The organism is Chitinophaga sp. RAB17, from assembly GCF_052114225.1.
Taxonomy (GTDB): Bacteria; Bacteroidota; Bacteroidia; order Chitinophagales; family Chitinophagaceae; genus Chitinophaga.
The window spans coordinates 347,310-371,605 of the sequence record NZ_JBFREI010000001.1 but is presented as its reverse complement, the minus strand read 5'-3'; the positions used below and the strand labels follow the sequence as shown (position 1 = coordinate 371,605).

Here is a 24,296-nt window from a genome sequence, read left to right as displayed (position 1 = left end):
TTTATGATATGAAAAAAGAATAGACATGATGACATTCAAATCAATAACCATCATTTTGCACTAGGTTTGGATCTCTTCCAAGTTCAACATCTCTGAAGGGATATAATTGCCAGTTTGGGTTCCATGTTCCTCCTTTTTGTGGAGTGACTATACTCATGACTTCATTTATTTTCTTAGTCCGTTTTAGATCAAACCAGCGATGTCCCCATTCCATGAAAAGCTCGACTTGCCTTTCATGTAGCACTGCTGACAATAATGCTTCTTTTGTACTTAGCGGGGTTTCAGGAAGTCCTGCTCTTGCACGAATTAAAGACAGGTCGTCTGTCCCTCCTTTTAGGTTTCCCAAGTGAGCTCTAGCTTCAGCACGAATAAGATATTGTTCGGCTAGTCGAAGGACTATTGTATATTCTTCTACTGCGGCATTTGGTGCACTAATCTTATATTTATATGGAAAATAGTATGTTTTGGGAGGAGTGTTGTTTTGTTTTACCACAACACTATCTGTCCAATTTGTTTTCCGCTCATCTCCTTTTTCGAAACTAGCTATAACATTTTGACTCAAATAAAAAGGATATAAGGTGTTAATGGTTGGACCTGTGGCAGGAAGAACGAATAGCTTTGCATCTTCCGTATTAGAAACGTTCGTGGGATTAAGCGTGGGCTGAAGGGCCCAAATTGTTTCATTACTATTTCTTAAGAATACTTCATTTATTGTATTGAGATGATAAAGGCTGGAATTATTTATAACTAAAGTTGCTTCTTTCTCTGCATTATCCCAACTCTCATCATATAAGTATGTTCTTGCCAGTAATGCTGTAGCAGCCCATTTATTGGGTCGAACTCTCTCCTCCGTCAAACTTTTTGCATTTCCAGCAACATAATTATCAGTTAATAGTGTTTGAGCATCTTTTAAGTCAGATATTATTTGTTGCAATACCTGTTTTTTTGGAACCCTTGGTAGTACGGAGGTTATAGTATAATCTGTTGTAAGTGCTAAGGGGACATCTCCATACAAATTGACGAGATAAAAATAACAGAAGCTCCTCATGAATTTAGCTTCACCTAACAATTGGTTTTTTACCAGTGGAGTTAATGTCGAAGAATTTATTAATCCATTTATCGCAGTATTTGTAATGTAAATGGTTAGATAAATAGTCGCCGAGAAATCCATACTACCGGTTGTAGATCTGGTTAGTAGATTTAAGTAGTATGGAATGTAGTCCTTATTAGTACTAGATGTGCCTCCATAAAGTATAAGCTCATCAGCTGACAACGCAGGAACTAATGATAAAGATGCTAATCCACCACCATGGAGTGTGGAGGTCATTTTTACATATATACCGGTCATAACAGCAGCTGCTGTTATATCTGTTTGGTACACGTTTTTACCATTAATACTTGTAATTGGGGCGTTGATGCTAATAGATTTTTTACAACTCGTTGGATAAATTAAAATAACGAATGAGAATATGTAAAGCCGGATATTATATTTATTTGAGTAATAATTGAGTCGGAAGTTTTTCCTGAGGATATTTCTTGTGAATATGATTAATTGTTTCATGACGATTGTTATTATTGGATAAAATCTAATTATAATGCGTTTTTTCTTACAGTGAGATGCGCACCCCCATTGTTAACACTCGTAATGGAGGTAGAACGTAAATACTCAGTGTTTCTGGGTCCAAGCCAGTATATTTGGTAATCGTTAGTAGATTTTGACCAAGAACAAATAGTTTACAATTGTTTAGATGAATTCTTTTCTTCCAGGAGTCAGGTAATTGCCAGGAAAGGGATATGTTTTTCAGTCTTATGTACGAGGCGTCTGTCCAGGCCATGTCACTATTGGAAGCATTGACCCACGGTAAAAATAGAGAGCCATCCGAATTGAATCTTTGTATTGGTGCATTATCTCCTTTTTTTTGCCACCGATCTAATACAGTTGTTGGCATGTTGACAAATGCGTTTCCAGGCATTGCTCCTTGCCCAAATTTTGCACTAAATGATTTTTGTTTCACAAACTGAAGGAGTATATCCAGTTCAATACCTTTATACTGAAAACTATTTTGAAGTCCGCCGTAAAAGTCAGGGTAATTTTTAACGAGCACAGTTCTGTCATTATAGCCAGGATCATACGTTGGATTTCCTTTGCTATCTTTGAATTGATATTGCCCCGTTTCTGGGTCCACTCCTAGAAGTTGAAAAAGCCTGTTGCTCATGACCGGTTTCCCGATTTCTAAAGTATTGGAATAAGAAGATGCCGCTAGGTTGGGGAAAGCTACGAGCACATTTTTTGGAATAGTTATGTTAACATTGGTTGACCATATAAAATGATTTGTATTGATGTTTTTGGTAGAAAGAGAAAACTCCCACCCCGAATTTTGTATTGTTGCGGGGAAATTTCTGCCAACGGTTTGAAATCCGGAGAATGCGGGCAGTACATATTGCAGTAATTGGTTGGAGGAACGGTTGTAATTGTAGTTTACTGAGAAAAATATTTTATCCTTTATGATACCTAAGTCGACTCCAAATTGCATTTTTTTTGTTGTCTCCCATGCTAGATAGGGATTACTTATTCCTCTTGGCTGTAATCCTATAACACCTTGATATGGTACAGATACGTTGTATACAGGGGCATATAACTCTAGGAATTTGTAGTTTTCGAACTGATCATTTCCTATTATTCCATAACTTCCTCTAAATTTTCCAAAGGATAAGAAAGGTAGGGATTTTTGGATGGCATCCTCAGATGAGAAAATCCACGCAAAACCAATGGACCCAAAGTTATGGAATTGATTTTTTTCCCCGAATCTGCTACTACCATCTCTTCTGGCATTCAGGTTGATAATATATTTATCATTGTAGGTGTATTTTATCCTTGAAAAAAGTGCGCTATATTTATATATATTTGCTACCGAGGAAATTACAGCTTGTTGTGTTGAGGATGCGATGTCTTCTATTACAGCATCACTAATAAATCCCGAGGCCGCTAGTTGCACTTGGTTATTATTTGTCTGCTGCAATGTGCCACCTAACAAGGTTTCTATTCTACCTTTGCCTATTTGCTTGTTATATGTCAACTGTGGCTCAATTATCCAGGTAGTAGTGTTGCTATTGCCATAAGTCCCTGATCTGGGATTGAATAAATCTAAATATTCGGGTTGAGTTGATAGGGATGGGATAGCAACTACAGCATAAGATTGTAAATTTGTATAACCAAGGCTGCTTTTTATATTTAAATCTGGCAGAATCTCGTAACTTACAACAGCGTTTGCTAGCAAATTTGTTGTTTTTACTTTGTATTTATTATATAGATACGCTGCCGGATTGGAAGCGAATGTTGAATTACCTGTAGAGTCTTGCATCCAGTTTAAGTTTCCATCTTTATTATATAAAGACGGAGCCGTTGGAGGTAGGGTTGTGTAAATTGTTAAATCAGTATTAGGAACCTGATTCTTGCCAACTAAATAGTTTGCGGAAAATAGAATCCGAAATTTTTGATTGGCTGATACATTATTAATGTTGAAATGTACTGATGCCTTTTGGTCGGAAAACGTTCCTGGGAAAACAGTTGTTTCTCGATGATAATTAGCACCTACTAAGTATTGGGTACTGTTATTGCCCCCTGAAATGTTTCCTTGAATGTCCGTGTAATGCGCTATATTTCCAATTAATACCTTCTGCCAGTTAGTGTATCTTGTCGTGTCCCAGATGCCATTAATATCATAATCAGAGGGAGAAACAGTACCTCCATCATTCGTAATGGCTTCATTACGCATTTTTAGGTATTGTTTGGTATCCAATAAATTCATTTTTCTAGTTACTTCCCCCCATCCTGTTTGCATACTAATATCCACCTTTGTTTGACCGGATTTTCCTTTTTTAGTAGTAATTAATATTGCGCCGTTAGCTGCACGTGAGCCATAGATTGCTGTAGCATCTGCGTCTTTTAGCACATCAATGCTTTCAATATCGGATGGATTGATAAAACTCATTGGACTTGCATTTTGAAGCAGCCCGTAGTTGCTAGTCGCTAGTGAAGGCAATAATGTAGAGGTAAAGGGTACTCCATCTATTACATATAGTGGATTGTTTCCACTTTCAATACTGTTTTCTCCCTGTATACGCACGGTAACCCCTGACCCCGAAAGACCAGACGTTTGAGTAATGAATAATCCTGGCACCCGACCCTGGAGAGCTAAAAGTGCGTTATTTACTGGCTGTTTCTCTATATCAGTTGACTTCACTGTAGTTACATTTCCAGTATTCATTCTTTTTGTTGTTGTACCATAGGCTATGACAACGGTTTCATCTAAGTTGCTTATATATGGGAGTAATTGTATTAAAATATTATTGCCTCGTATGGATGTTTCCTTAGACAAAAACCCCAGAGATTTAAAGACTACTACCTCACCCTTATTGATGCCAGGTAAGATGAATCTTCCATCGTCATTGGTAACGGAACCCTTTTTTGAATCTTTAAGTGCTACGGTTACACCGGGTAGTGGGTTTCCTGATGGATCAGTTACTTTTCCTGTAAGAGGAAATGAATAATTGGAGGTATCATTGTCTATTGCCAAGAATGCATGCCTTTCTGATAAATAATCTCTATATATTATTATCGATTTGTTTTTTAGCTTGAACGTTAGTCCTTTTTCATTCTCCAACAAAAAAGTCATAACAGCAGAAATTTCTGTTTGATTAAAATTTATTGTTACTTTTTTATCCTCATTTAATGCTATTCCGGTACTATTATATTTTACTGTAAGCCCAGTCTGCTGATATATGTTTTCGAATACATGTTTTAGTGAAACATTAGTGGCGGTTAAAGTTAGTTTATGTGTTTGCCAACCTTCATTTGCTCTTAAGTTATTGATATTGAATGCTAAAATTAAGCTGAATAATGACAATATCTTGGTTAAGAGTCTGATTATGGAATTTTTCATAAACTGTATTTTAATACTWCACCTTTGGGGTGAGATAGTGTTTATTTGACCGTTATTTATTATCCCCGTTGAGATATTTAATATGTTCTAAGGATAATACACTTGGGCGAAAGAAGTCGTACTATAAGGATATAGATTGATAATTTACTATATGAAATTCCGTTAAATGATTTTGATGGGCTTCGATGATTGTATTGGTATGGTAAGTATTGATTGTCGGCAAGAATATAAAGAGGAAAGTTTTCCAATTTAAGTTGTGGGATAGAATATGAGCATCTTAATCAAAGATCGTAAATCTTTGAGAAGAGATTGAATATGGAGAATATCGGAGAAAATAGGGTTAGAGGAGTACAGTGCAGCGATTATCTAATCGGTGGATAATAACCTAGTAGATTTTAAGCCTGGAACTATGATCTAAGTGGTGTATCTTCTTCTTTGCTATAGCTACCAGGCTTTAAAAAACTCATTTTGAAATATAACATTAAACAATTGGCGGACTCGAAGCCTTAGGCGCCAGCCTTTACATATGTAATAGGACATGGCTCACCTGTCGAAAATTTTGAGAGATTAGTTGTGAAGGCTTGAGGATCTAATGGATTGGCTATAGATAGTGCTGTCATAATGGAGACAGTGCATCCTGCTGATGAATCTTTGTAAAAAACCGATGCTATCGTTACTTTATAGGCACAAGCGATGCTACCTACAGCAACCATTGCAATCATCAACAATAAAATTTTTGCATTTTTCATAAAATTCATTTAAAAGTAAGAAGACAAGAGCCCGACTGGAAATTTACTCCATATAATTAAGATGTCACAATACCTTTTGTTGGCTATAAGTTCGAATTGCAGTATTTAATTGTCAACTTTCTTGTTATTATTTAGTAATAAAAATATGGATTCGAAAGCCTCTTTCCTATACTGTTAGCAACTGTCCAAGAGGGCTAACCTAAAGATAGGTTAGCCCGTTGGATTGTCTGCTAGTAGATATGTAGGAGAAAAGCTACATAAAACTGCCAACATTAATAGAAAACTGTGTTATTAGTTATTAGCCTTAACGGTAATAACAGGGCAAGGATTAACCAAATCCCTTTGAAGAGACAGTTCAGTGGTAAATGCACCTGGAGCAGTAAGAGTAGTAGTAATTAAGGACAAAGAAGTAGAATAGCTACAAGGTCCACCTGCAACAGTAGATTGGTAGAAAGTCTTTGCTATACTAGCTTTGAATGCCAGAGCACCACCTACAACTGCTAAAACAGCAACAGCTGTTAATGCGATTTTTGCTTTTTTCATAATGATAGATGCTTTTTGAATCAAAAAGCTAAACTTTGTTGTTAAAATAATGCCTACTCTTTTATTATGGTTTTCGGCTAGTCCATATTGATGGCTGATTCAGCTTGCAAGTCAAAAACAGCCTATGTGCGCAACATATTTATTTTTCGGATAAATCCAGAATCTGCTTGTAACTTATGTTTCCAATGAATGTGCCCTTAAGTCGCCTATCTTTGCCATAAATGGCTATACCTGGGACACTTTCAATTTTGAAATGTTCGAAAAAGAAGAACTTGTAATCATATCCGGTTATGATATTTGGATATCTACTAAGCTGAAAGGTTTCATAAAACCTTCTCATCTGATCGAATGGATAAGCAGTAAATAAGTAAAATTGAATATTTTTTAGGTTGTCCATCTCTTTAATAATTTCAGATATCTCTGCTTGGCAATAAGGACAATCGGGTCCAAAGTAAAAAAGAACAATCGGCTTATTGGGTAATGTCTTACTAACATCAACCAATGTTGAGCTGTCTGGTAATAGTAGTTTAAATGAAGGGAGTGTCTGACCCTCTAATTCAGATAATATAGGTTTCCTATAGTTTACTACTACATTTTTTGAAGGACTTCTGGCCTCAATAAATTTACTCGCTGAGATGAAAAGGAATATCCCCAATAGTATTACGATACCTATTGTTATAATGTCTTTTTTTGATTTCATACAGGGTAACATTAAAACCTAATTGTAAAGAATTAAGAACTAATTTTCTTGTTCTATAGCAGCCTTACTTAACTCCATATTTGGCTCTATGGTTACGATCAATTCTTTTTCTGTAGCCTTCTTTACTAAAAATTCAATTAGTAGAAAAGAGAATGAGGTAGATATTATTATTGGGAATAGCTGGAATCTAAGTGCTATTGGTGAAGCAAATACACTGAAACCAAAATTGACCAACCAGAGAGCAATTACTAATATCAATCCTTGTTTCAAGTATGGATATTCTTTATATCCACGTAATAGAATGAAACTTATAATACTAAATAACAAGACAACGTTCATAGTGCCCGTAAACACAGGGAAAAAGTTTAAGACAGTCACCTTGAAATCCTTAAACCGTGTTTTTATTTTTTTAGATGAATAATCAAACCATACTTCTGTAGTATTATCGACACTGTCGACTCCTGTGCTATAGTATTCAAGAAACTCCACCGGAGGCGCATAATACTTCAATGCATTTGGAAGCAAATAGTATTTAATAAATTGTTGCGGGTATTGTTGTATTAAAAAAGATCCATAATCCTTCAATAAAGGGGCAACGGTTGCCCATCTTTTTAAGCTACTTGCTAAAGAGTCCCCTTTAAATTGATCATTCATATACAACGACAATGGCGAATTCGGTGCCCACATATATACAGTGCTGGCTATCAACATCTCCTGTGGGTTCTTTTTTACATCACGAGTGGTGTCAAAATAGGTTCTAACCATCTTATCAATTTTTTGAAGACGCTTAGGTACTTTCTTAACATGTGCGCTGTCCACATAGCGATAGGCGTACAATGCATTATTAGCCATTTGCCAACCAGTGAATGGAGTGAACTGATAAATTCCGGTTAATTTTTGATATCTACTGCTTGTAAATTGTACAAAGCATCCAATTAAAGCAAGACTCAATAGCATGCCAGCAGTCTTCATCAATATCTTACGCCTGGCGATCAGCAAGGAAATACCTTGTATTACTGGATAGTATAAAGCATTGTATCTAATAGTAAAAAGCACGAACAGAATAATAGCATTTAGAAAGATGGTTATATTAGTTGGGCTATAACAAATCCAAATCAATTGCGTAACCCATATCAAACTAAGAGAGAGGAAAAGATTATCGCTTGATACATAATTTGTAAGATATAATGAAGTTGGATTTAGTATGAGAAAAACGAACAGAGCTATTCGAGTTATTCTCCCTGGGTGGTAGAAATGAAGCACCGTGAAAAAAAAGTACAGTGAGCTGGCCTGCAAAAGTAAGTACTGGAAAGCTACCAATAGAGTATCCGATTTGCTGAAAACACTAAATAATCGAAGAAACTTTGAATATCCTATTGGATAAGTATTAATATAGAAATTATGATATGCTGTCTCGAGGTAGACATAAGAATCTCCATTAATGAATCCGGCAAATGGATAAAAGTACTTAAATACTATTAGTTGTACCAATATTATAGGTATTGCAAACCAGGTATACAGTTTGTATTTTGAGTCGTTGAATATAGTGGTTTTAAAAAAGCGAGAGGATACATCCATTGTAGTTGTTCATTTTTGATTTAAAAATTCCCGATGTAATCTCGGAAACGAGGTTAAATGTCATCCATAGTGGCCTTGAGGCAATAGCGGCATAGAAACCAATTGAATTATGACGTCCACGATTCCGTATCGAATAAATTTTTGTAACTATCTGTGTATTTTCGCACATAGAGTCTATCATAGTATACGGGATAGACTCTATGTGCTTTTTAGTCTATTGATAGTTGTATCAAATACATTATCGTTCTCTATAAACTATATATCCGTCATTTTATTTATCGAAAGTTCACTGATCGTTCAACCGGCCAATTCTTCATATTTGTAATATTTCTGATGAAAGAACCGGATTGTTAGACTTACAGGCTCAGGGCTTGCAACAAGGATTTCCTTCGGCATCCGATTTCGCATGAATAGAACATCTACACTGTCTTTTAGTGGATGATTCTTGCTTGTTGTGATGGAATTATTGTGTCTATTCATTAGAATACCAGTTATTTTGAGTTCCGTTATTATGTTCTTAAGTAAAACGCTTGCTAATTTGAGCCAGTAAAGTAAGCGTACATAGTCCTTCCGGCATAGATAATGTTTTATATGAATTAAAACACCAAGTAATGGATCGTCATTATTGAGGGTTCGTAGTATTTACTAAAAGATATAGTTTGTGAATTGTTTTAGCGCACCATGTCATAATAGTAAATCGCATTGATAATGCGAGTAATGCTTATGACTTCCGCGTTGACTATTCAAAATTAGAATTCTCCACTGCAATGAGCATACACTTGTGAATTATTTTATTTAGAAATTTGAAAAGTTAGCAGAGTTGGAAAAATACACCTACTGCATTCCAATCGCAATAAAAAAGCAGAATTTTCAGGTACCGGTAATCCCTCATTATGAAGAAAGTATTGTTGATGTTTATTACCATCCTTTTGACAATCCAGGTCCGGTCACAGACTAATGGGAAAGTGCAAGTCTTGGGACGGGTTTACGATAGTAATAGTTCTTCCGTTCTTTCAGGCRCCTCAATCGCTTGCTTAAAAGCCCAGGATTCAACAAAGGTGAGATCAACTTTCACAGATAAGGCGGGGTATTTTGTAATAGACAGTCTTCATCCAGGAAATTACTTTTTAACGGTGAGATATCTGGGTTATAGAGAATCATCGCATTTAATTAACACAAGTGGCGTGACCAACTCTATTAATCTAGGTATAATTGAACTTCAAAGAGTCGGATTGGATTTAGCTCCAATTGAAATAAAAGAGGGAAGGAATCAAGTTAAAATAAAAAGAGACACCATTGAATACAATGCGAGTAATTTTAAAACTAGACCCAACGCCACAGTGGAAGATCTATTAAAAAAACTGCCTGGCGTAGAGGTCGGCGATGATGGGAGTATTACTATTAATGGAGAAATTACGAAGCAAATTTTAATAGATGGAAGACTATTTTTTATTGATGACCCTATGCTTGTCAGTAGGTATATATTATCTGAAATGGTTGATAAAGTACAGTTGATTAACCGAAAAAAGGATCAGTTTCAATCAAAAGATATTAATGGAAAACGTACGGAGAAGATAATTAATATTACTATACGGGATGACAGAAGAAATGAGATAACGGGGCAGGTGTCGACTTCATATGGTGTGAATAGCAAATTTGCATCAAAAATTAGTTTAGGTAGGTTTAATAGAAAACAACAAATTGGCATATTCATCACTGGGGATAATGTAAATGGACTTCAAGACGGAAAAATAAGCACTAATGATGGGTTTATCGAATCATGGAAGGGGGGAGGTAATTACAGTGAAGATTTAGGCAAAAAAGTAACAATATATAGTAGTTATTTAATAGATAAGTCAAGAAAGGAGTATCAAAAAAAAAGTACTCAACAAAATTTATTATTGGATTCTAATTACTATGAGGTGTGGGACCAGTCAACTTATTATTCGACGAATCAAATAGCAAATGTAAAATTAGATTATAGAATTGACTCATTTCAAACACTATCTTTCACGAATTTATTCAATTACCAGAATGGTAGTAACATTCAGAACGATAGTTTTAAAATGGCAGATAAAGGAACAAAAGTTCTGAACAGCGGCTTAGTGAAAAGGTCAAACGATGCGAGTATATACAATCTGTTAACTACCGTTCTATTCGCAAAGAAATTCAAAAAAGATGGTCGCCTGCTAAATATGGGGTTGGTATATGGGTCCTATGGACTCAAATCGGTCGATCACAATATCTCAATGAGCGAATACAATCAATACAATAGAGAATCAAGAAGTGATACTATAAATCAAAAAAGGTCCACTTTAAACGAAAATGAATTTCTGCAGTTCTCCTTTGCTTATACAGAACCTATAATCAAGACACATTTACTGACTTTTACATATATATTAAGCCACACTAACTCACCCTCAAATCTTCCTGTATACGACTACAATGCAAATACAAGAGATTACGATGTTAAGAATGATTCATTGAGTAATAGGTTCTCGAGTAAACTACTTTATCATTATTTAGGATTAGGCATAAGCACTTCCAAGAAAAAGTATGATTACAACGTTTCTTTATTTGCAAATATTGTGAACATGCGTAATGATAATTTGAGCAAAGTTGGTAGTGTCTCGCTACGAAAGGTTATTGTTGTACCTAATATTTCGTTCAATTATTATTTCGATCAAAGAAGACAGCTCGGTGTTTCATATGTTATAACAGTTGAAATGCCGGATGTTTCACAATTACAACCAGTTGTGGACAACTCAAACCCACTTTACATACAACTAGGAAACCAGAGTTTGAATCCAATGCGTATTCACGCTGCATCAATCAGTTATATTTCTATTAATGCAAAGTCATTGCGCAATCTATCTATTATATTGGGAGGGGAATATGTGACAGGGAAGATAATAAATGGAACCTCTATTGATACACTGGGACGTCAGATAAATCAACCTATAAATAGAGATGGAGCTTATGCTGTAAAAATCGGTATTGATAATGGTTATCCTTTGGGAAAAAGAAGTACAATTAAATTATCTACTGTTTTGGGTCTTAATCGAGATGTGAATTATTTGAATGGAAAGGGTGGGTTTTGTTATAATAGATCTGCGATGCAAGCGGTCAGCTTTCGTAGTTCTTATAACGAAATATTTGATATTACCACATCGACTAATGTTAGCTATAATAGCTTGAAATATACTAATAATGAGAATGGTGATTCTAAATTTCTTACTTATAAGGTTTCATTTGACTGGAACATCAATATTCCCTTAGGAATAGTTGTGGGAGGAAATATAAAGTATATATTAAGTACGGGTAGAATTGCAGGATATAATCCTAATGCACTGGTGTTAAATGCGTATGTATCTAAATCGTTACTGAATACAAAACAGTTGGTAGTCAAGATTCAAGGATTTGATTTGACAAACAGCAATACTAATTATAACAGGAGTATCAGTGATAGTTACATAACAGATACCTATTCGATTGGACTACAAAGGTTGTTCTTGCTTAATCTTACTTACTACATTAAGAAGAGGAAAAGTAGCGGGAAATAGAAAGTGAATAAGATTTTGTATGGTTATTTGGTTGAAATATAGATCGAAAAATGATGTTCTCAGAAAAGGCTTGTACGCTGTTTATTCTAATCTGTATCTTCAGTGGAGATGCCTCGTGCCAACTATCACCCCATCAGATTCATAAGACTTACACTAAGAAAATTATCAGTTCATTGACATTTAGTCAATGGCCATCGGTTACGGAGGGATGTATTAGTAGTAATAGAGATTATGTTAGTTATTTAATTGAAAACCAACCCACTGGAGGCCGCACTGGTGTTATAGGTTCTTTGAGAAGTAATTGGAAGGCTGTAGTTTCCGGTATTTCAGGACCAATTACCTTCGCACCAAACAGTCAATTTGCGCTATGGATTAATTTGGGTGATAGCCTTGGCGTAATTAGGCTCGGTAGTTCTATAGTTTCATTTATACCAAGCGTTGGGTCATATGAAATAAAGGGAAGGTATATAATATATCGTCCCAAGGACATTGTGGATGATTTGGTGATTAAAAATATAATAACAAGCAAAACGGTCTCTTATTCGTCTGTGAAAACGTACAAAGTAAGTAATAACTGCAAATCTCTTGTATTGCTCCAGACGGTTAAAAATGCGGGAGAGATTGTCCAGGTATTAAACGTTGTAGGCTTGGAAACTGGCAAGATAAATACTGTATGGAGAGGTTGGGGCGCAACGAAATTTATAGTTGACGAATATGGGGATAAAATGGCATTTATTACTGTGGATAAGGATAGTGAGAGAGGTGCTATTTGGCTTGCGAAATTGACAAGTGCTTTCACCGCTCGATGCATCGTTACAGATAGTTTAATTGGAGCCGGTCATGATCTAAGGCTGGCGTCTATACAAAAATTCAGTAAGAAAGGAGATTTAATTTTCATTACATTAAGAGAGAAAGAAAAAATTCCTGCCTCCCCTCTTACTCAAAAGATGGTAAAATTGGACATTTGGAATTTTAACGACCATAAATTGCAGACGCATCAACTTTCTGATCCGGTGCACCGTGATTATGCTGCTGTTGTTAAACTTAATAGTTCGATAATTAATCAATTAGAATATAGAAATGAATGTTTGGTAATGCCTGCGGCGAATGTTAAATGCGTTTCTGATACATCGGTATTAATTAAGGCGCAGGAGAATGATGGTAAAGGAGGTGAAGTGAAATGGAATGTGACATGCAAAGTATATTGGTACCTTGTATCGACTATAGATGGATCTAGAACGCCGTTAGATTTTATAGATGGTAATATGTTAGTGGAAATTTCACCCGGTGGAAAGTACATTATCTATTACGATAGCAAACAGGAAAATTACTTTTCATATGAAATTGCCACTAAGATGATTAAAAATATAACAAGGGGTGTTGATGAAGTTTGGGAAGACAATTTCAATAGTGAATTTTATCGTTATAGAAGTGTTGCTGCATGGGGAGAAGGGGATGCTTTCCTAGTTATTTATGGTCAGCATGATATTTGGAAAATTGCCCCGTCTGGGATAGCTTCACCAATATGTCTAACTAACAAATATGGACAAACGCGTAATATAGTTTTCTCATTAGCGTTGGAGGAGTACAGCCATCGTTATATCCTTAGTAAGGAAATACTTATTTTGACAGCATTTAATCAAAAAACAAAGGAGAATGGATTCTATCAAAAGAAAATTAATCTTGAAGGTAATCCTGATTCACTTTTAATGGAGTCGAGAATTTACAATATTATCAATAGTGAAAGTATTCAGAGTACTTACGGGTTTAATGCAGAAAGAATAAAGCGAGTGAAGAAATTTATTGTCAAAAGGATGAGCGCTAGCGAGGCGCCAAATTATTTTAGTACTACGGACTTTAGAACTTTTAGACCGTTAAGCGATCTTCATCCGGAGAAGATGTATAATTGGTATACATCAGAGTTACATACCTGGAAAACTTCAAGCCAAACAGTTTTACAAGGGATTTTATACAAACCTGAGAATTTTGATTCAACAAAAAAATACCCCGTTATTTTTCATTATTATGAGAGAGAATCTGATGGATTAAACGCCTATTTGGCTCCAGAGGCTCTTTCCGGTTTTTGCAGTATTAATATTCCATATTTTACAAGTAACGGATACCTTGTATTTTGCCCCGACATTCACTATACAATTGGAGATCCGATGCGGGGGGCTTTTGAATCAGTTATCTCAGCAGCCAGTTACTTATCTCAATTGCCATTTGTTAATGCTAATAGAATGGCATTGCAAGGCTGCAGTTGGGGAGGGATTCAGACTAATTATTTCGTTACGCAAACTAACTTATTTGCCGCGGCTTGCTCCTCGTCGAGCATTGCTGACTGGATTAGCGGATACGGAAGTCTCTTGTCATACGGTGCTAGCCTGCAGGGAATGTATGAATCAGGACAATTTAGGATGGGGGGAACGCTTTGGGAAAGAACTTTCTATTATATGAAGAGCTCACCAGTATTGTTTGCCGATAGGATCTCAACCCCAATTTTATTAATGCATACAAAGGATGATGGGATATGTCCCTTTTCTAATATTCTTGAGTTTTTTATTGCCCTACGCCGACTTGGCAAAAGGTCATGGATGTTGGTATATGATGGTAATCATGGTCTATATGGAAAAGAAGCAGAAGATTTTAGTATTCGAATGAAGCAATTCTTCGATCACTACCTAATGGATAGTCTGCCACCAGTTTGGATGACAGCAGGTATACAAGCAAGATTTCGAGGAATTAAATCCGGCTTGGAACTAGATAGTAGTATTAGAACACCTGAGCCAAATCTAATTAGGGATAAGAGTAAAAGCCTGGAATATGAATCGGTTTCTGCTTCATGTAAATTGCGAAAATAATATATAATCCGCTAGTACTATTACTGAGAATAATGTGTAGTTAGTTGCAGTATTGTGAGTATAATTTGGAGGGTAAGGATTAATAAATAAAGTTAAAATATCAAGATGAAACATATTATTTCATTATTTTTCCTCATACTGCTTGCGCTTTTTTGCTTTGGGCAAAATTTGACACTTGGAAAAAGTCAGATGAGTAATAAACAGCCTAAAGTTTTAATAGACTCAAGTTCATATGACAGTTGGCCTGTTACAGAATCCGTTTATTTGAGTAATAATGGAAAGTATATTAGCTATTTTGTGGGAAATGAGAGTATGGGATGCCATACTTTGATTCTGCAAACAAATGATGCGAAGTGGAAAAAGACGTTTCCTGGTATTGAAAATATGATCTTTGCTGCAAATGATAGGAGCGCTATATTGACCGCGGCAGATAGGATTTATATAGTCAAATTAGGATTGGGTATTACTGATACTCTTTTTGATATCATATCATACAAATTACCCAAGAATGGAAATAAAGAATGGATTGCTTATCGTCAAGGGGTTAAAGGAGGAAAACTTATTCTACGAAATCTTGAGAATAGTAGGTCTTTCGTTTTCCTATCAGTAAAAAATTACTATTTTACTGGAAATGGCCTTATTATAGTGAGGGATGAAGAAGCGGATGCCAGTAAAAGAGAACATTTGGATTGGGTCAATATTACTAATGGTAAGTGTTCCAATCTCTGGAAAGGAAGCGGTACTCGGAATGTAATTTTCAGTACAGATGGTAATAAAATGGCTTTTATTGCTAATACCCAAAATAATTTAGCTGGTAAGGATGGAATCTGGTATTACGAATGGGGAAAAGAGGAGGCTCATTGTATACTACCAGATCTAAGTGCTATTAAAGACAGCAATCTCGAGTTAAATAGTCTGCAATATTTTAGTATGGATAATAGTAGAATCTTTATTACTTTAAAAGAAAGAGCGGTTCTGGAGGAAAGTACGAATATTGATCTTTCTCAGCCAGAAGTCTGGAGCTTTAACGATAAAGTGCTACAATCACAGCAACGGAAAGGGGGGAAGGAAAAAAGTGATCGCTATAGAGCCATTGTAAATATTCTAGATGGTAATGTTTTACGCATAGAGGGAAAAGATGAATTCTCTCCGGTTTCTTATCGGCCCCCATTGACTGATTCTATTCTAGTACTTCATAGAGAAATTAATATAGGTGGTGCTGGGGAGACTTGGAATTCTGCTTGTAAGACAACATCATATTTGGTTTCGACGAAGACAGGTGAACGAACTTCACTTAATTCAATTAGCGATGATTTTTATCCAAATATATCTAAATATGAAAAATACTTTATTTACTCTGATAAGGAGAACAAGAATTTTTTCACATATGAGATCGCTACTGGAATTATTAGAAATATAACAAAAAATATAAATACATCGTGGGAGAGAAGATTTACTAGTCCTATAGCATGTTGGGTAGATAATGATTCGGCGGTCATCATGTACGACCGAAACGATATATGGATGGTAGATCCCAAAGGGATTTTTTTTCCGGTGAATTTAACACGCGGCTATGGAAGGAGGAATAATATACAATTGTTTTTGATTATTAATAGTGATGATCCTGTTTTTTTCCAAAAGGGAGAAAAAGTGTTTTTGACAGCATTTAATCCAGAAACAAAGGAAAATGGGTTCTATTCTTTTACGTTTGGCAATGCGATTGACCCTACTTTGTTGACGATGGGATCAGTCCTTTATGATATACCTAATAGTGCGGCGACGCCAGACGGTGTTAATTTCACGCCCAGAAAGGCGAGAAATGCGAATTCGTATATTGTAAGACGTATGAGCGCTACCGAGTACCCCAATTTATTTTATACTACGAACTTTAAGACCTTTGTACCAATTACAGACTTTCATCCACAAACTAAATATAATTGGTATTCTACTGAACTGCATAAATGGAAATCATTAGACGATACTTTTTTGAAAGGGATTTTATATAAACCAGAGAATTTTGATTCTACAAGAAGATACCCTGTTATTTTCTATTACTACGAATCATTATCAGATGGGTTAAATGCCTTCCTATTACCTAAAGCATTAAATAATGGATGCGTTATTAATATTCCTTATTATGTTAGTAATGGATATCTGGTTTTTTGTCCTGATATTGAGTATACAATTGGAGATCCTATGCAAGGTACTTACAATGCAGTTGTATCTGCCGCGAAGCATTTAATGAAATTACCTTTTGTTGACGAGAAAAGAATGGGTATCCAAGGGTGCAGTTGGGGTGGTATCCAAACTAATTACCTGGTAACGAAAACTGACTTGTTTGCAGCAGCGTGTTCAGCATCAGGAGTCGGTGATTGGATCAGTGGATTTAATAGCCTAACAGGTGAAGGAGCTAGCTTGCAGGAAATGTTTCAAATTGGACAATTTAGAATGGGAGGGACTCTTTGGGACAGTCTTCATTCATATATTAAAAGCTCTCCGGTCTTGCACGCAGATAAAATTTCTACTCCCATTCTGCTTATGCATACTAAAGATGACACGGGGTGCCCACTTGGTAATATCATTGAATTTTTTACAGCATTACGCCGCTTAGGGAAAAAATCTTGGATGCTCCTGTATGAAGGGAACCATGCAGTTTACGGGAAGGAAGGCGAAGATTTTAGTGTTCGCATGGCCCAATTTTTTGATCATTATTTGAAAGATAAAGCTGCACCATTTTGGATGACAAAGGGAGTTCCTGCCAGGTCAAAAGGGATTGATGCAGGATTGAATTTGGATTATACTATTAAAACTCCAACATCTTATATAATCAATGATACAATTAGCAATACAGTAAAAAATGAATCTCAATAATAAATGAGATATATTCTAACATTGCATTTACATAAAGTTGTGATCATAATGCTGGAACTGACAAGGAAGAGCTTTTGTATAATTAATTAATGGGCGAAAAGCATCCCATTTATCTGATGCTATTTAGCTAATTATTTACTTGTTAGGACTGTATTTAGGCAGATCCCCGAAGCCAAGGTATATTACAAAGCTTGAATGCTCTCACAATGAAGATATATTGGAGTCTGAATATTTGAACAATGTCATAAAATAGAGAACTCACTGATCACATCATTGATGGGGCAACCAAAAGAATAAAAGATCTTTTAAGTAATCTCATAATATGCAAGTGAAAGCGCGGATTTGTAAAATTCGTCCTTGCCCCCAGAAATTAGATTCAGTAGGTTATTTTTCTTTTTTTAGAGGTCGTGGTGATCGGAATTATTCTCATCGGAGGAAAATTTTATGATATTGTTCTGACAGACATGCCAGGGCATGGGTTTTGATTGTCTTTTGTAGTAGATAATAATGTAGTAAAGGCGCCAAAGAATAAGTTGGTTGTCACGGCCAGCTTCGTAAAAAGTATTGCATCGCAGTTGCCTTGTGGACCTGTAGAATAGAAAAGACGTGTGGTGTTGACCTTATATGCTAATGCGCCTGCTATAATTGAGAAGAGGCTTAATATTGTCAGCGCAATTTTTGCTTTTTTCATAGTTGTTTAATTTATTTTGTTTTTTTTGTCCTCATATCAATTTTTATCTTCCTTCCTTTATAAAGTTGGATTTAACGGTAATGACGGAACTGGGATTCCTAAATTCCTAGCAATAGTAAAATTAGTCGCAATTTACTGATGTATTGTAAATTGAAGGATAAGCTTAAACGCTATCGGAAATTATCGAACAATACTCTACTAATATTAATTAATATGTAAGAATACGTCTTAATATTTTTTCATAGAGTCGTTATTTTTAATATTAAAGGATAGTGTTTATGTCATAAATGTCTTATATGTATGACTATTTCTTAAAAATTTGCCCTAATGCAAATAACAGGGCAGGTATTTACCAAATCCCTTGAAAGGGAAAGCTCAGTGGTAAATGCACCGGGATCCGTGCAAGAGGTAGTTATATATGCCAGACTAACAGCATAGCTGCAAGGTCCGCCATTGACCGTAGATTTATAGAGAGATTTTGGAATAGCTGCTTTATAAGCGAGGGCCCCACCTATTACGGCTAAGATCGAAACAGCTGTTAATGCTAATTTTGCCTTTTTCATAGTTTTTTAAATTTCTGAGATCTGGAGATAAAATTTATTTTGTTCTTGACTTATTTTTTTGCAGTGATTTCGATTTCCAATTTGAGATGATTGATTTTGAAAAGAGAACGTTTTTTTATACTAAATCAATTTCATCATTTACTTCAATGCTACCATTACTTTTGCTGTCATCACAGGCTGCGCATACGGAGGAATCGTAATTCCTTGAATAGTAGTTGTTTTGTCGTAAGTAATAGCGGAGATAGTCTTAAACTCAATAGGGTATTGATAAGTGCTGCTTGGCCAACTCAATAGTATGGCCAGTGTGCCTACAACTAGTATTATGTATACTGCTATTTTCGCTTGTATCATAAAATTTTTTTTTACCCTCCGACAATGACACGTTTCATGCATTTTCCTAGCACCTTCGATAATAATATCTTTTTGCCAGGTATTCGGTTATCTGTTGTCAAACTATAGTATGGTGTAAATGCGACCGTGCACTCACCACCCACATACAGTTGGCTAATAAAAGTTACTGGGTTTATATACGCATGCTCCACCAGTAATCTAGAAAATACCAAAATCTTCAAATAGATCCTGTGTTTTTTCATTTCCTTAATTTACAGAACAGTCTTGCGATCTGTGTGCATTCAAGTAGCAGTTTCCGAATGCTCAACCTTTGTTTCCTTTGTCAATATTAATTTTTATGTAGTATCCTTCGCCATAGAATTAGAAAATGGTTTTTCAATGGAAGCGCTAGATATGTACAGAATACTATGTCATGCACTTGCCTTAACTGTTATCACCGGGCAAGGGTTATTTATATCTTTAGTTGTAGAAAGGTATGTCGTAAACGCGCCGGGTATAAGAGTTGTGGTGGTTGTAGTCCAAGTCGTGCTAATTGGTATAGAACAAGCTATTCTTAGGCTGCCGATTGTAGAATCTTTATAGAATACATGAACGGATTTCGCTTTAAATCCCAATGCCCCACTTATAACTGCTAGAACGGCAGTAATTGATAACGCTAGTTTTGCTTTCTTCATGTTTTTTTAGTTTAAAGTTTCTGGTAAGAATTGATTTGATCTTGAAATCTAACTTTATTCCGCTATTTTAACATTCTTTTGTGTTCATCAACTTGGCTGTCACGGATAAATAAATGATTCGAGATGGGAAACCGCTTTCTATCCGAGGATACCTTTGAATTCTTTATATCATTGTCAATGAGAATGTATGTGTCAAATGAAACAAGATGTTCTGAAGCAAGAATCGAATACTAGCACAATTATGCAATTTCCCTCAATGCGCAAATAAATTTTAATCTTTGTAGACTGTCACACTCCTAAATATGATGCTCCCTATCGCGCTTTTTTTTATTATGACTAAACAGATCGATGGTGGGGTTTTTACCCAACCAATTTAATTGTAATTACTGGGCATGGGTTATAATAATCAGGACCTGTTGACGCAGCAGTTGTGAATGCATTGCCAGTCCATGGATTAGTAGTAGTAGTCCGTGGAGCAAGATGTGGAGCATTACAACCTCCAGACGTACCCGTTACAAAAAATAGCGAAAAGTATTTGCTTTATGTGCCACCCCAGCGCTTGTAATTGCTAAAGTGAGAATAGCGACTAATATTAATTTTTCTTTTTTCATAGCTTCGAATTGTTTCTGAATGTGAAGTTCATTTTTAGAACTTCATCAGCTTGTCGTAATTATTTTAATTAGCAGAAGAAGGAGGAGTTTTTTTATTCTGCAAGGCTATTAGTTATAGAAGTTATTATTACTGTAAGCTGTTGTGATCTCCTAATAGATTCATCTAACTACCAATCATTGAATTATAGGCAATCTGGATTTTTGTTATAATGATGTGGGAAGAGAAACTTATCCAATTATATTGGAACGTGCTCTTTTCTTGACCCGAATTTACTATACCCCCCTGCAATGAACATGCACCCACTAAGAAATCGGCGGATACGCTACCCCAGCAACCCCCATCATCTCCACGCCATACTTCATAATCATCTCTATCACCGGTACAGCAAGTAAACCTGTAGCAGTAATCTTATACTCCACTTTGGGCGGTGCTACCGGATAAACGATCCGCTCTACCATCCCTAACTCCTCCAGTTCCCGCAGCTGTGAGGTGAGCATTTTATGCGTGATGTAAGGGATATCGTTTTTGAGTTCCCCATACCGCATGACGCGTAAATGCAGGCGCCAGAGAATGGGCATTTTCCAGGTACCACCGATGTGCCTGAGGGCAAACTCAATCGGTGTATAATACAACTTACTATCATGAAAAAATTCCGGCATAACTCAAACTGGTTAAGATACTTTCAAAAAGGTAAGTATCACACTAAAAAGTAAACTACCTCAAAGCATGAACGCTACCCTGCAAATTTGCATAAAAATTAGCAGGATGAAACGAACACTTTATTTACTGGCTTTAGGCATCTTCGGCATTGCCACAACAGAATTCGGCGTAATAGGTATTTTGCCGCAGATAGCGGCGCATTTCCAGGTCACGATCGACAAGGCCGGGTGGTTGTTGAGTGCTTTTGCCTTGGTGATTGCGATCTTCGGGCCGTTCATGGTGCTGCTGTTTGGAAACATGGATAAAAAGAAGGCGATGCTCTTTGTGCTGAGCATCTTCACTATTTCCAACGTCATTTCATACGAGGCAACGGATTTTAACATGCTGCTGATCGCCAGGATACTCCCTGCGTTCTTGCATCCGGTGTTCTGGTCTATTGCCTTATCCACGGCGGCAACAAGTGTAAAAAAAGAAGACGCACCTAAAGCAGTGGGGATTGTTTTTGGGGGCTTCACGATTGCAAGTGTGCTCGGGGTGCCGTTGTCTACGTTGATGGCAGATCTGTTTACCTGGAAGGCAGCTTTCGGTTTATGCGTGGTGGTGAATGTTATTTCTGGAATAGGCATGGCGATATGGCTGCCGGCAATGCCAGCAGAAAAAGTATCATACAGTAGCCAGCTAAGTGTCCTTAAGAAAAGGGAGCTATGGACGCAGTTGTTACTCGCCTGTCTGATGGTATCGGCGATGTATGCAAGCTATGGTTACCTGGCGGCGTACCTGGATAACGTTACCCGCATGAGTGGCAGTGAAATCAGCGCTATGCTGCTGATCTTTGGTATTACAGGTGTGGGCGGCAACTGGCTGGCGGGGAAGATGCTGAGTAAAAGTATCAGCAATACTACCATCGTATTCATTGCAGCATTGGCGATAACGCATATCATCTTGTACACGGCGGGGGCACATAAAGCGTTAATGATCGGTGTCATCGTTATCTGGGGATTTATCCATACCGGTGGTTTCCTGATCAGCAATATTAATGTTACGTCTGCGGCGCCGGAGTCACCGGAATTCGTGAACAGCATTTTTACATCCTGTGGCAACCTGGCGGTCACTATAGGGGCAACGGTAGGGGGTATGACCATCGCCAGAACGAATGTGCATCAGATTGCGTGGACGAGCATTGTATTGCTCGCAATGGCAGGCGCAGTATGGGTATTAAAGAATGGCAGGCAAAAGATAACACTAACTTAAAACCCCGGCAACCCCAAATCCACTATTTTGCCTCGCGTTGTTAAATTACGACCAGCCATGCAGTCTAGTGAAGATATCGAGTTACTCAATCTTATCCGTGCCGGTGATCAGAAAGCTTTTGAAAGGTGTTTCAACCGTCACTGGCCGGTATTATATGCCTTTGCGCTAAAGATCCTGGGCTCGGCAGATGATGCCAAAGACGTGGTACAACTGGTATATATCTCCCTCTGGTCGCGGCGGGAGAGAATAAATATAAAGGGCCCGCTGGAAAGCTACCTGCTGCAGGCTGTACGTTTTCAGTCGCTGAAGAAATTACAGGAAGTCATGAACCGCCCGGAGGAACTGGACCGGGTACAGGAATATATATTACCCGTATTAAATGATATCTGGGAGAAGATGGAGGAAGCGGATGTATTCAGGGAGATAGATGAACAATTAAATACCCTCCCGGTAAAAACCAGGGAGATATTTCTGCTGAGTCGCCGTCACCATTTATCCATTACAGAGATTGCCCAAAAATTAAATCTCTCTGAAAAAACAGTGAGAAACCAGCTGCACCTCGCGCTGAAGGCGCTGCGACACCATATTGCCGTAGCCATGTTACTGATAGAATTCATCAGTTAATAATTCCTTAACGTACTTCTTCGGGACAAGCACGCCCTTTCCGGGAACATATCTATAGAAGAATGTTCCGGATGAATATATCACAGTTTAAAAGAATGGTCGATAACTACCTGGCGGGAAATGCCTCCCGCAGGGAAGCGGCAATTTTGCAGCAGTGGCTGGACAAGGCAATGGCGGAGAAAGAGCTTCCTGCCGATGCAGATGTACAGCGGCAGCAGGTGCTGGACAACTTACGGTTAGCGATATACGAACCCCGCAAAACCAGTATCTGGAAGTATAGCATGGCGGCAGCGGCGAGTGTATCGCTGTTGGTGGCAGCCATGGTATACCGCTTTGAACTGCAGGACTGGCTCAATCCCGTACCCATCGAAATGGTGACCGCCCTGAAGTACCAGGTGAAGAAGGTAATACTGCCGGATAGTTCCGTAGTAGTATTAAATGGCGGTACCACCATGATGTATCCTAAATATTTCCGGGGACCTAAACGCAGCATCAAAGTAAATGGAGAGGCATTTTTCGATGTTACTCCGGAAACGGCGCCTTTTATTATTACCGGCCCTAATCTGAAAGTGCAGGTGCTGGGAACTTCGTTTGTAGTAACGGATAGTATCGGTATTCAGTCGCCGAAGGTAAGTGTGAAATCGGGTAGGGTAGCGGTGACAGCAGAAACGGTCACGCGGCAGCTAGGGGCAGCAGAGGAGTTGGTATTCAACAAAACGGCGCAACAAATAAAAATATATACACAGCAGGAAGTGAATACCGGCTGGATCAGTAACAAGTTAATGTTCAATGAGTCTGTATTGTCAGCAGTTTTTAGTGAGATAGAAAAATTATACGGGGTGAAAATCATCTGCAAAAACACGGCTACGGCGGGTTTGAAATTCACCGGTGCCTTCGAGCAAAGTGATTCTCTCGACGACATGCTCAAAGTAATTTCCCTTTCCTACAGGTTAACAATACATAAAAATAAGGACGGAACCATTTTAATCAAATAGTATACGGTATTAAATCATGTGGCAGGCTAACTGCTAAAAGCTAACAGCTAACAGCTGTCGGCAACGG

General features: G+C 37.2%; 17 protein-coding genes. 6 read left to right on the top strand and 11 right to left on the bottom strand.

Annotation, left to right across the window (positions count from 1 at the left end; all coding sequences use genetic code 11):
• Positions 1 to 40: 40 nt before the first annotated feature.
• The 6 genes from AB4Z08_RS01330 to AB4Z08_RS01305 form a co-directional block, all read right to left on the bottom strand.
• Complete coding sequence (locus AB4Z08_RS01330) at positions 41 to 1,561, bottom strand: RagB/SusD family nutrient uptake outer membrane protein (RefSeq protein WP_441571962.1); 1,521 nt, start codon at positions 1,559 to 1,561, stop codon at positions 41 to 43.
• Between the two features lie 46 nt (positions 1,562 to 1,607).
• The gene (locus tag AB4Z08_RS01325) at positions 1,608 to 4,943 is read right to left on the bottom strand and encodes a SusC/RagA family TonB-linked outer membrane protein (protein WP_441571961.1); all 3,336 of its coding nucleotides are present in this window, start codon (positions 4,941 to 4,943) and stop codon (positions 1,608 to 1,610) included.
• A 506-nt stretch (positions 4,944 to 5,449) separates the two neighbouring features.
• Entirely contained in the window at positions 5,450 to 5,692 is a 243-nt protein-coding gene (locus tag AB4Z08_RS01320) for a hypothetical protein (protein WP_441571960.1), read from the bottom strand.
• A 291-nt stretch (positions 5,693 to 5,983) separates the two neighbouring features.
• Positions 5,984 to 6,235, bottom strand: a complete 252-nt coding sequence (locus AB4Z08_RS01315) for a hypothetical protein (protein WP_441571959.1) — start codon at positions 6,233 to 6,235, stop codon at positions 5,984 to 5,986.
• A 139-nt stretch (positions 6,236 to 6,374) separates the two neighbouring features.
• On the bottom strand, positions 6,375 to 6,935 hold the full coding sequence (locus AB4Z08_RS01310) for a TlpA family protein disulfide reductase (RefSeq protein ID WP_441571958.1): 561 nt from the start codon (positions 6,933 to 6,935) through the stop codon (positions 6,375 to 6,377).
• A gap of 39 nt (positions 6,936 to 6,974) precedes the next feature.
• A complete protein-coding gene (locus tag AB4Z08_RS01305) occupies positions 6,975 to 7,991 on the bottom strand; it encodes a hypothetical protein (protein WP_441571957.1) in 1,017 nt (338 codons plus the stop codon).
• A gap of 1,415 nt (positions 7,992 to 9,406) precedes the next feature.
• Between AB4Z08_RS01305 and AB4Z08_RS01300 the strand changes: the two genes are divergently transcribed.
• The 3 genes from AB4Z08_RS01300 to AB4Z08_RS01290 all read left to right on the top strand — a co-directional run bounded on the left by AB4Z08_RS01300 (position 9,407) and on the right by AB4Z08_RS01290 (position 17,808).
• Positions 9,407 to 12,076, top strand: coding sequence for an outer membrane beta-barrel protein (locus AB4Z08_RS01300; protein WP_441571956.1), 2,670 nt, complete (start codon positions 9,407 to 9,409; stop codon positions 12,074 to 12,076).
• A 173-nt stretch (positions 12,077 to 12,249) separates the two neighbouring features.
• Complete coding sequence (locus AB4Z08_RS01295) at positions 12,250 to 14,937, top strand: alpha/beta hydrolase family protein (RefSeq protein ID WP_441571955.1); 2,688 nt, start codon at positions 12,250 to 12,252, stop codon at positions 14,935 to 14,937.
• 105 nt (positions 14,938 to 15,042) lie between these two features.
• Positions 15,043 to 17,808, top strand: coding sequence for an alpha/beta hydrolase family protein (locus AB4Z08_RS01290; protein ID WP_441571954.1), 2,766 nt, complete (start codon positions 15,043 to 15,045; stop codon positions 17,806 to 17,808).
• Between the two features lie 442 nt (positions 17,809 to 18,250).
• Here the strand turns inward: AB4Z08_RS01290 and AB4Z08_RS01285 are convergent, their stop codons facing one another.
• From AB4Z08_RS01285 to AB4Z08_RS01265, 5 genes are all read right to left on the bottom strand, one after another.
• Positions 18,251 to 18,499, bottom strand: coding sequence for a hypothetical protein (locus AB4Z08_RS01285; RefSeq protein WP_441571953.1), 249 nt, complete (start codon positions 18,497 to 18,499; stop codon positions 18,251 to 18,253).
• 311 nt (positions 18,500 to 18,810) lie between these two features.
• Positions 18,811 to 19,062 (bottom strand): hypothetical protein, encoded by a 252-nt coding sequence (locus AB4Z08_RS01280; RefSeq protein WP_441571952.1) that lies wholly within the window; start codon positions 19,060 to 19,062, stop codon positions 18,811 to 18,813.
• 138 nt (positions 19,063 to 19,200) lie between these two features.
• A complete protein-coding gene (locus AB4Z08_RS01275) occupies positions 19,201 to 19,413 on the bottom strand; it encodes a hypothetical protein (protein WP_441571951.1) in 213 nt (70 codons plus the stop codon).
• Between the two features lie 410 nt (positions 19,414 to 19,823).
• A complete protein-coding gene (locus AB4Z08_RS01270) occupies positions 19,824 to 20,087 on the bottom strand; it encodes a hypothetical protein (protein WP_441571950.1) in 264 nt (87 codons plus the stop codon).
• A 914-nt stretch (positions 20,088 to 21,001) separates the two neighbouring features.
• Positions 21,002 to 21,358, bottom strand: coding sequence for a winged helix-turn-helix transcriptional regulator (locus AB4Z08_RS01265; protein WP_441571949.1), 357 nt, complete (start codon positions 21,356 to 21,358; stop codon positions 21,002 to 21,004).
• Positions 21,359 to 21,464: 106 nt separating this feature from the next.
• Here AB4Z08_RS01265 and AB4Z08_RS01260 point away from each other — a divergent pair, with 106 nt between their 5' ends.
• The 3 genes from AB4Z08_RS01260 (at position 21,465) to AB4Z08_RS01250 (ending at position 24,229) form a co-directional block, all read left to right on the top strand.
• The gene (locus AB4Z08_RS01260) at positions 21,465 to 22,610 is read left to right on the top strand and encodes an MFS transporter (protein ID WP_441571948.1); all 1,146 of its coding nucleotides are present in this window, start codon (positions 21,465 to 21,467) and stop codon (positions 22,608 to 22,610) included.
• A gap of 57 nt (positions 22,611 to 22,667) precedes the next feature.
• Complete coding sequence (locus AB4Z08_RS01255; RefSeq protein WP_441571947.1) at positions 22,668 to 23,234, top strand: RNA polymerase sigma factor; 567 nt, start codon at positions 22,668 to 22,670, stop codon at positions 23,232 to 23,234.
• Positions 23,235 to 23,305: 71 nt separating this feature from the next.
• Complete coding sequence (locus AB4Z08_RS01250) at positions 23,306 to 24,229, top strand: FecR family protein (protein ID WP_441571946.1); 924 nt, start codon at positions 23,306 to 23,308, stop codon at positions 24,227 to 24,229.
• Positions 24,230 to 24,296: the final 67 nt, after the last annotated feature.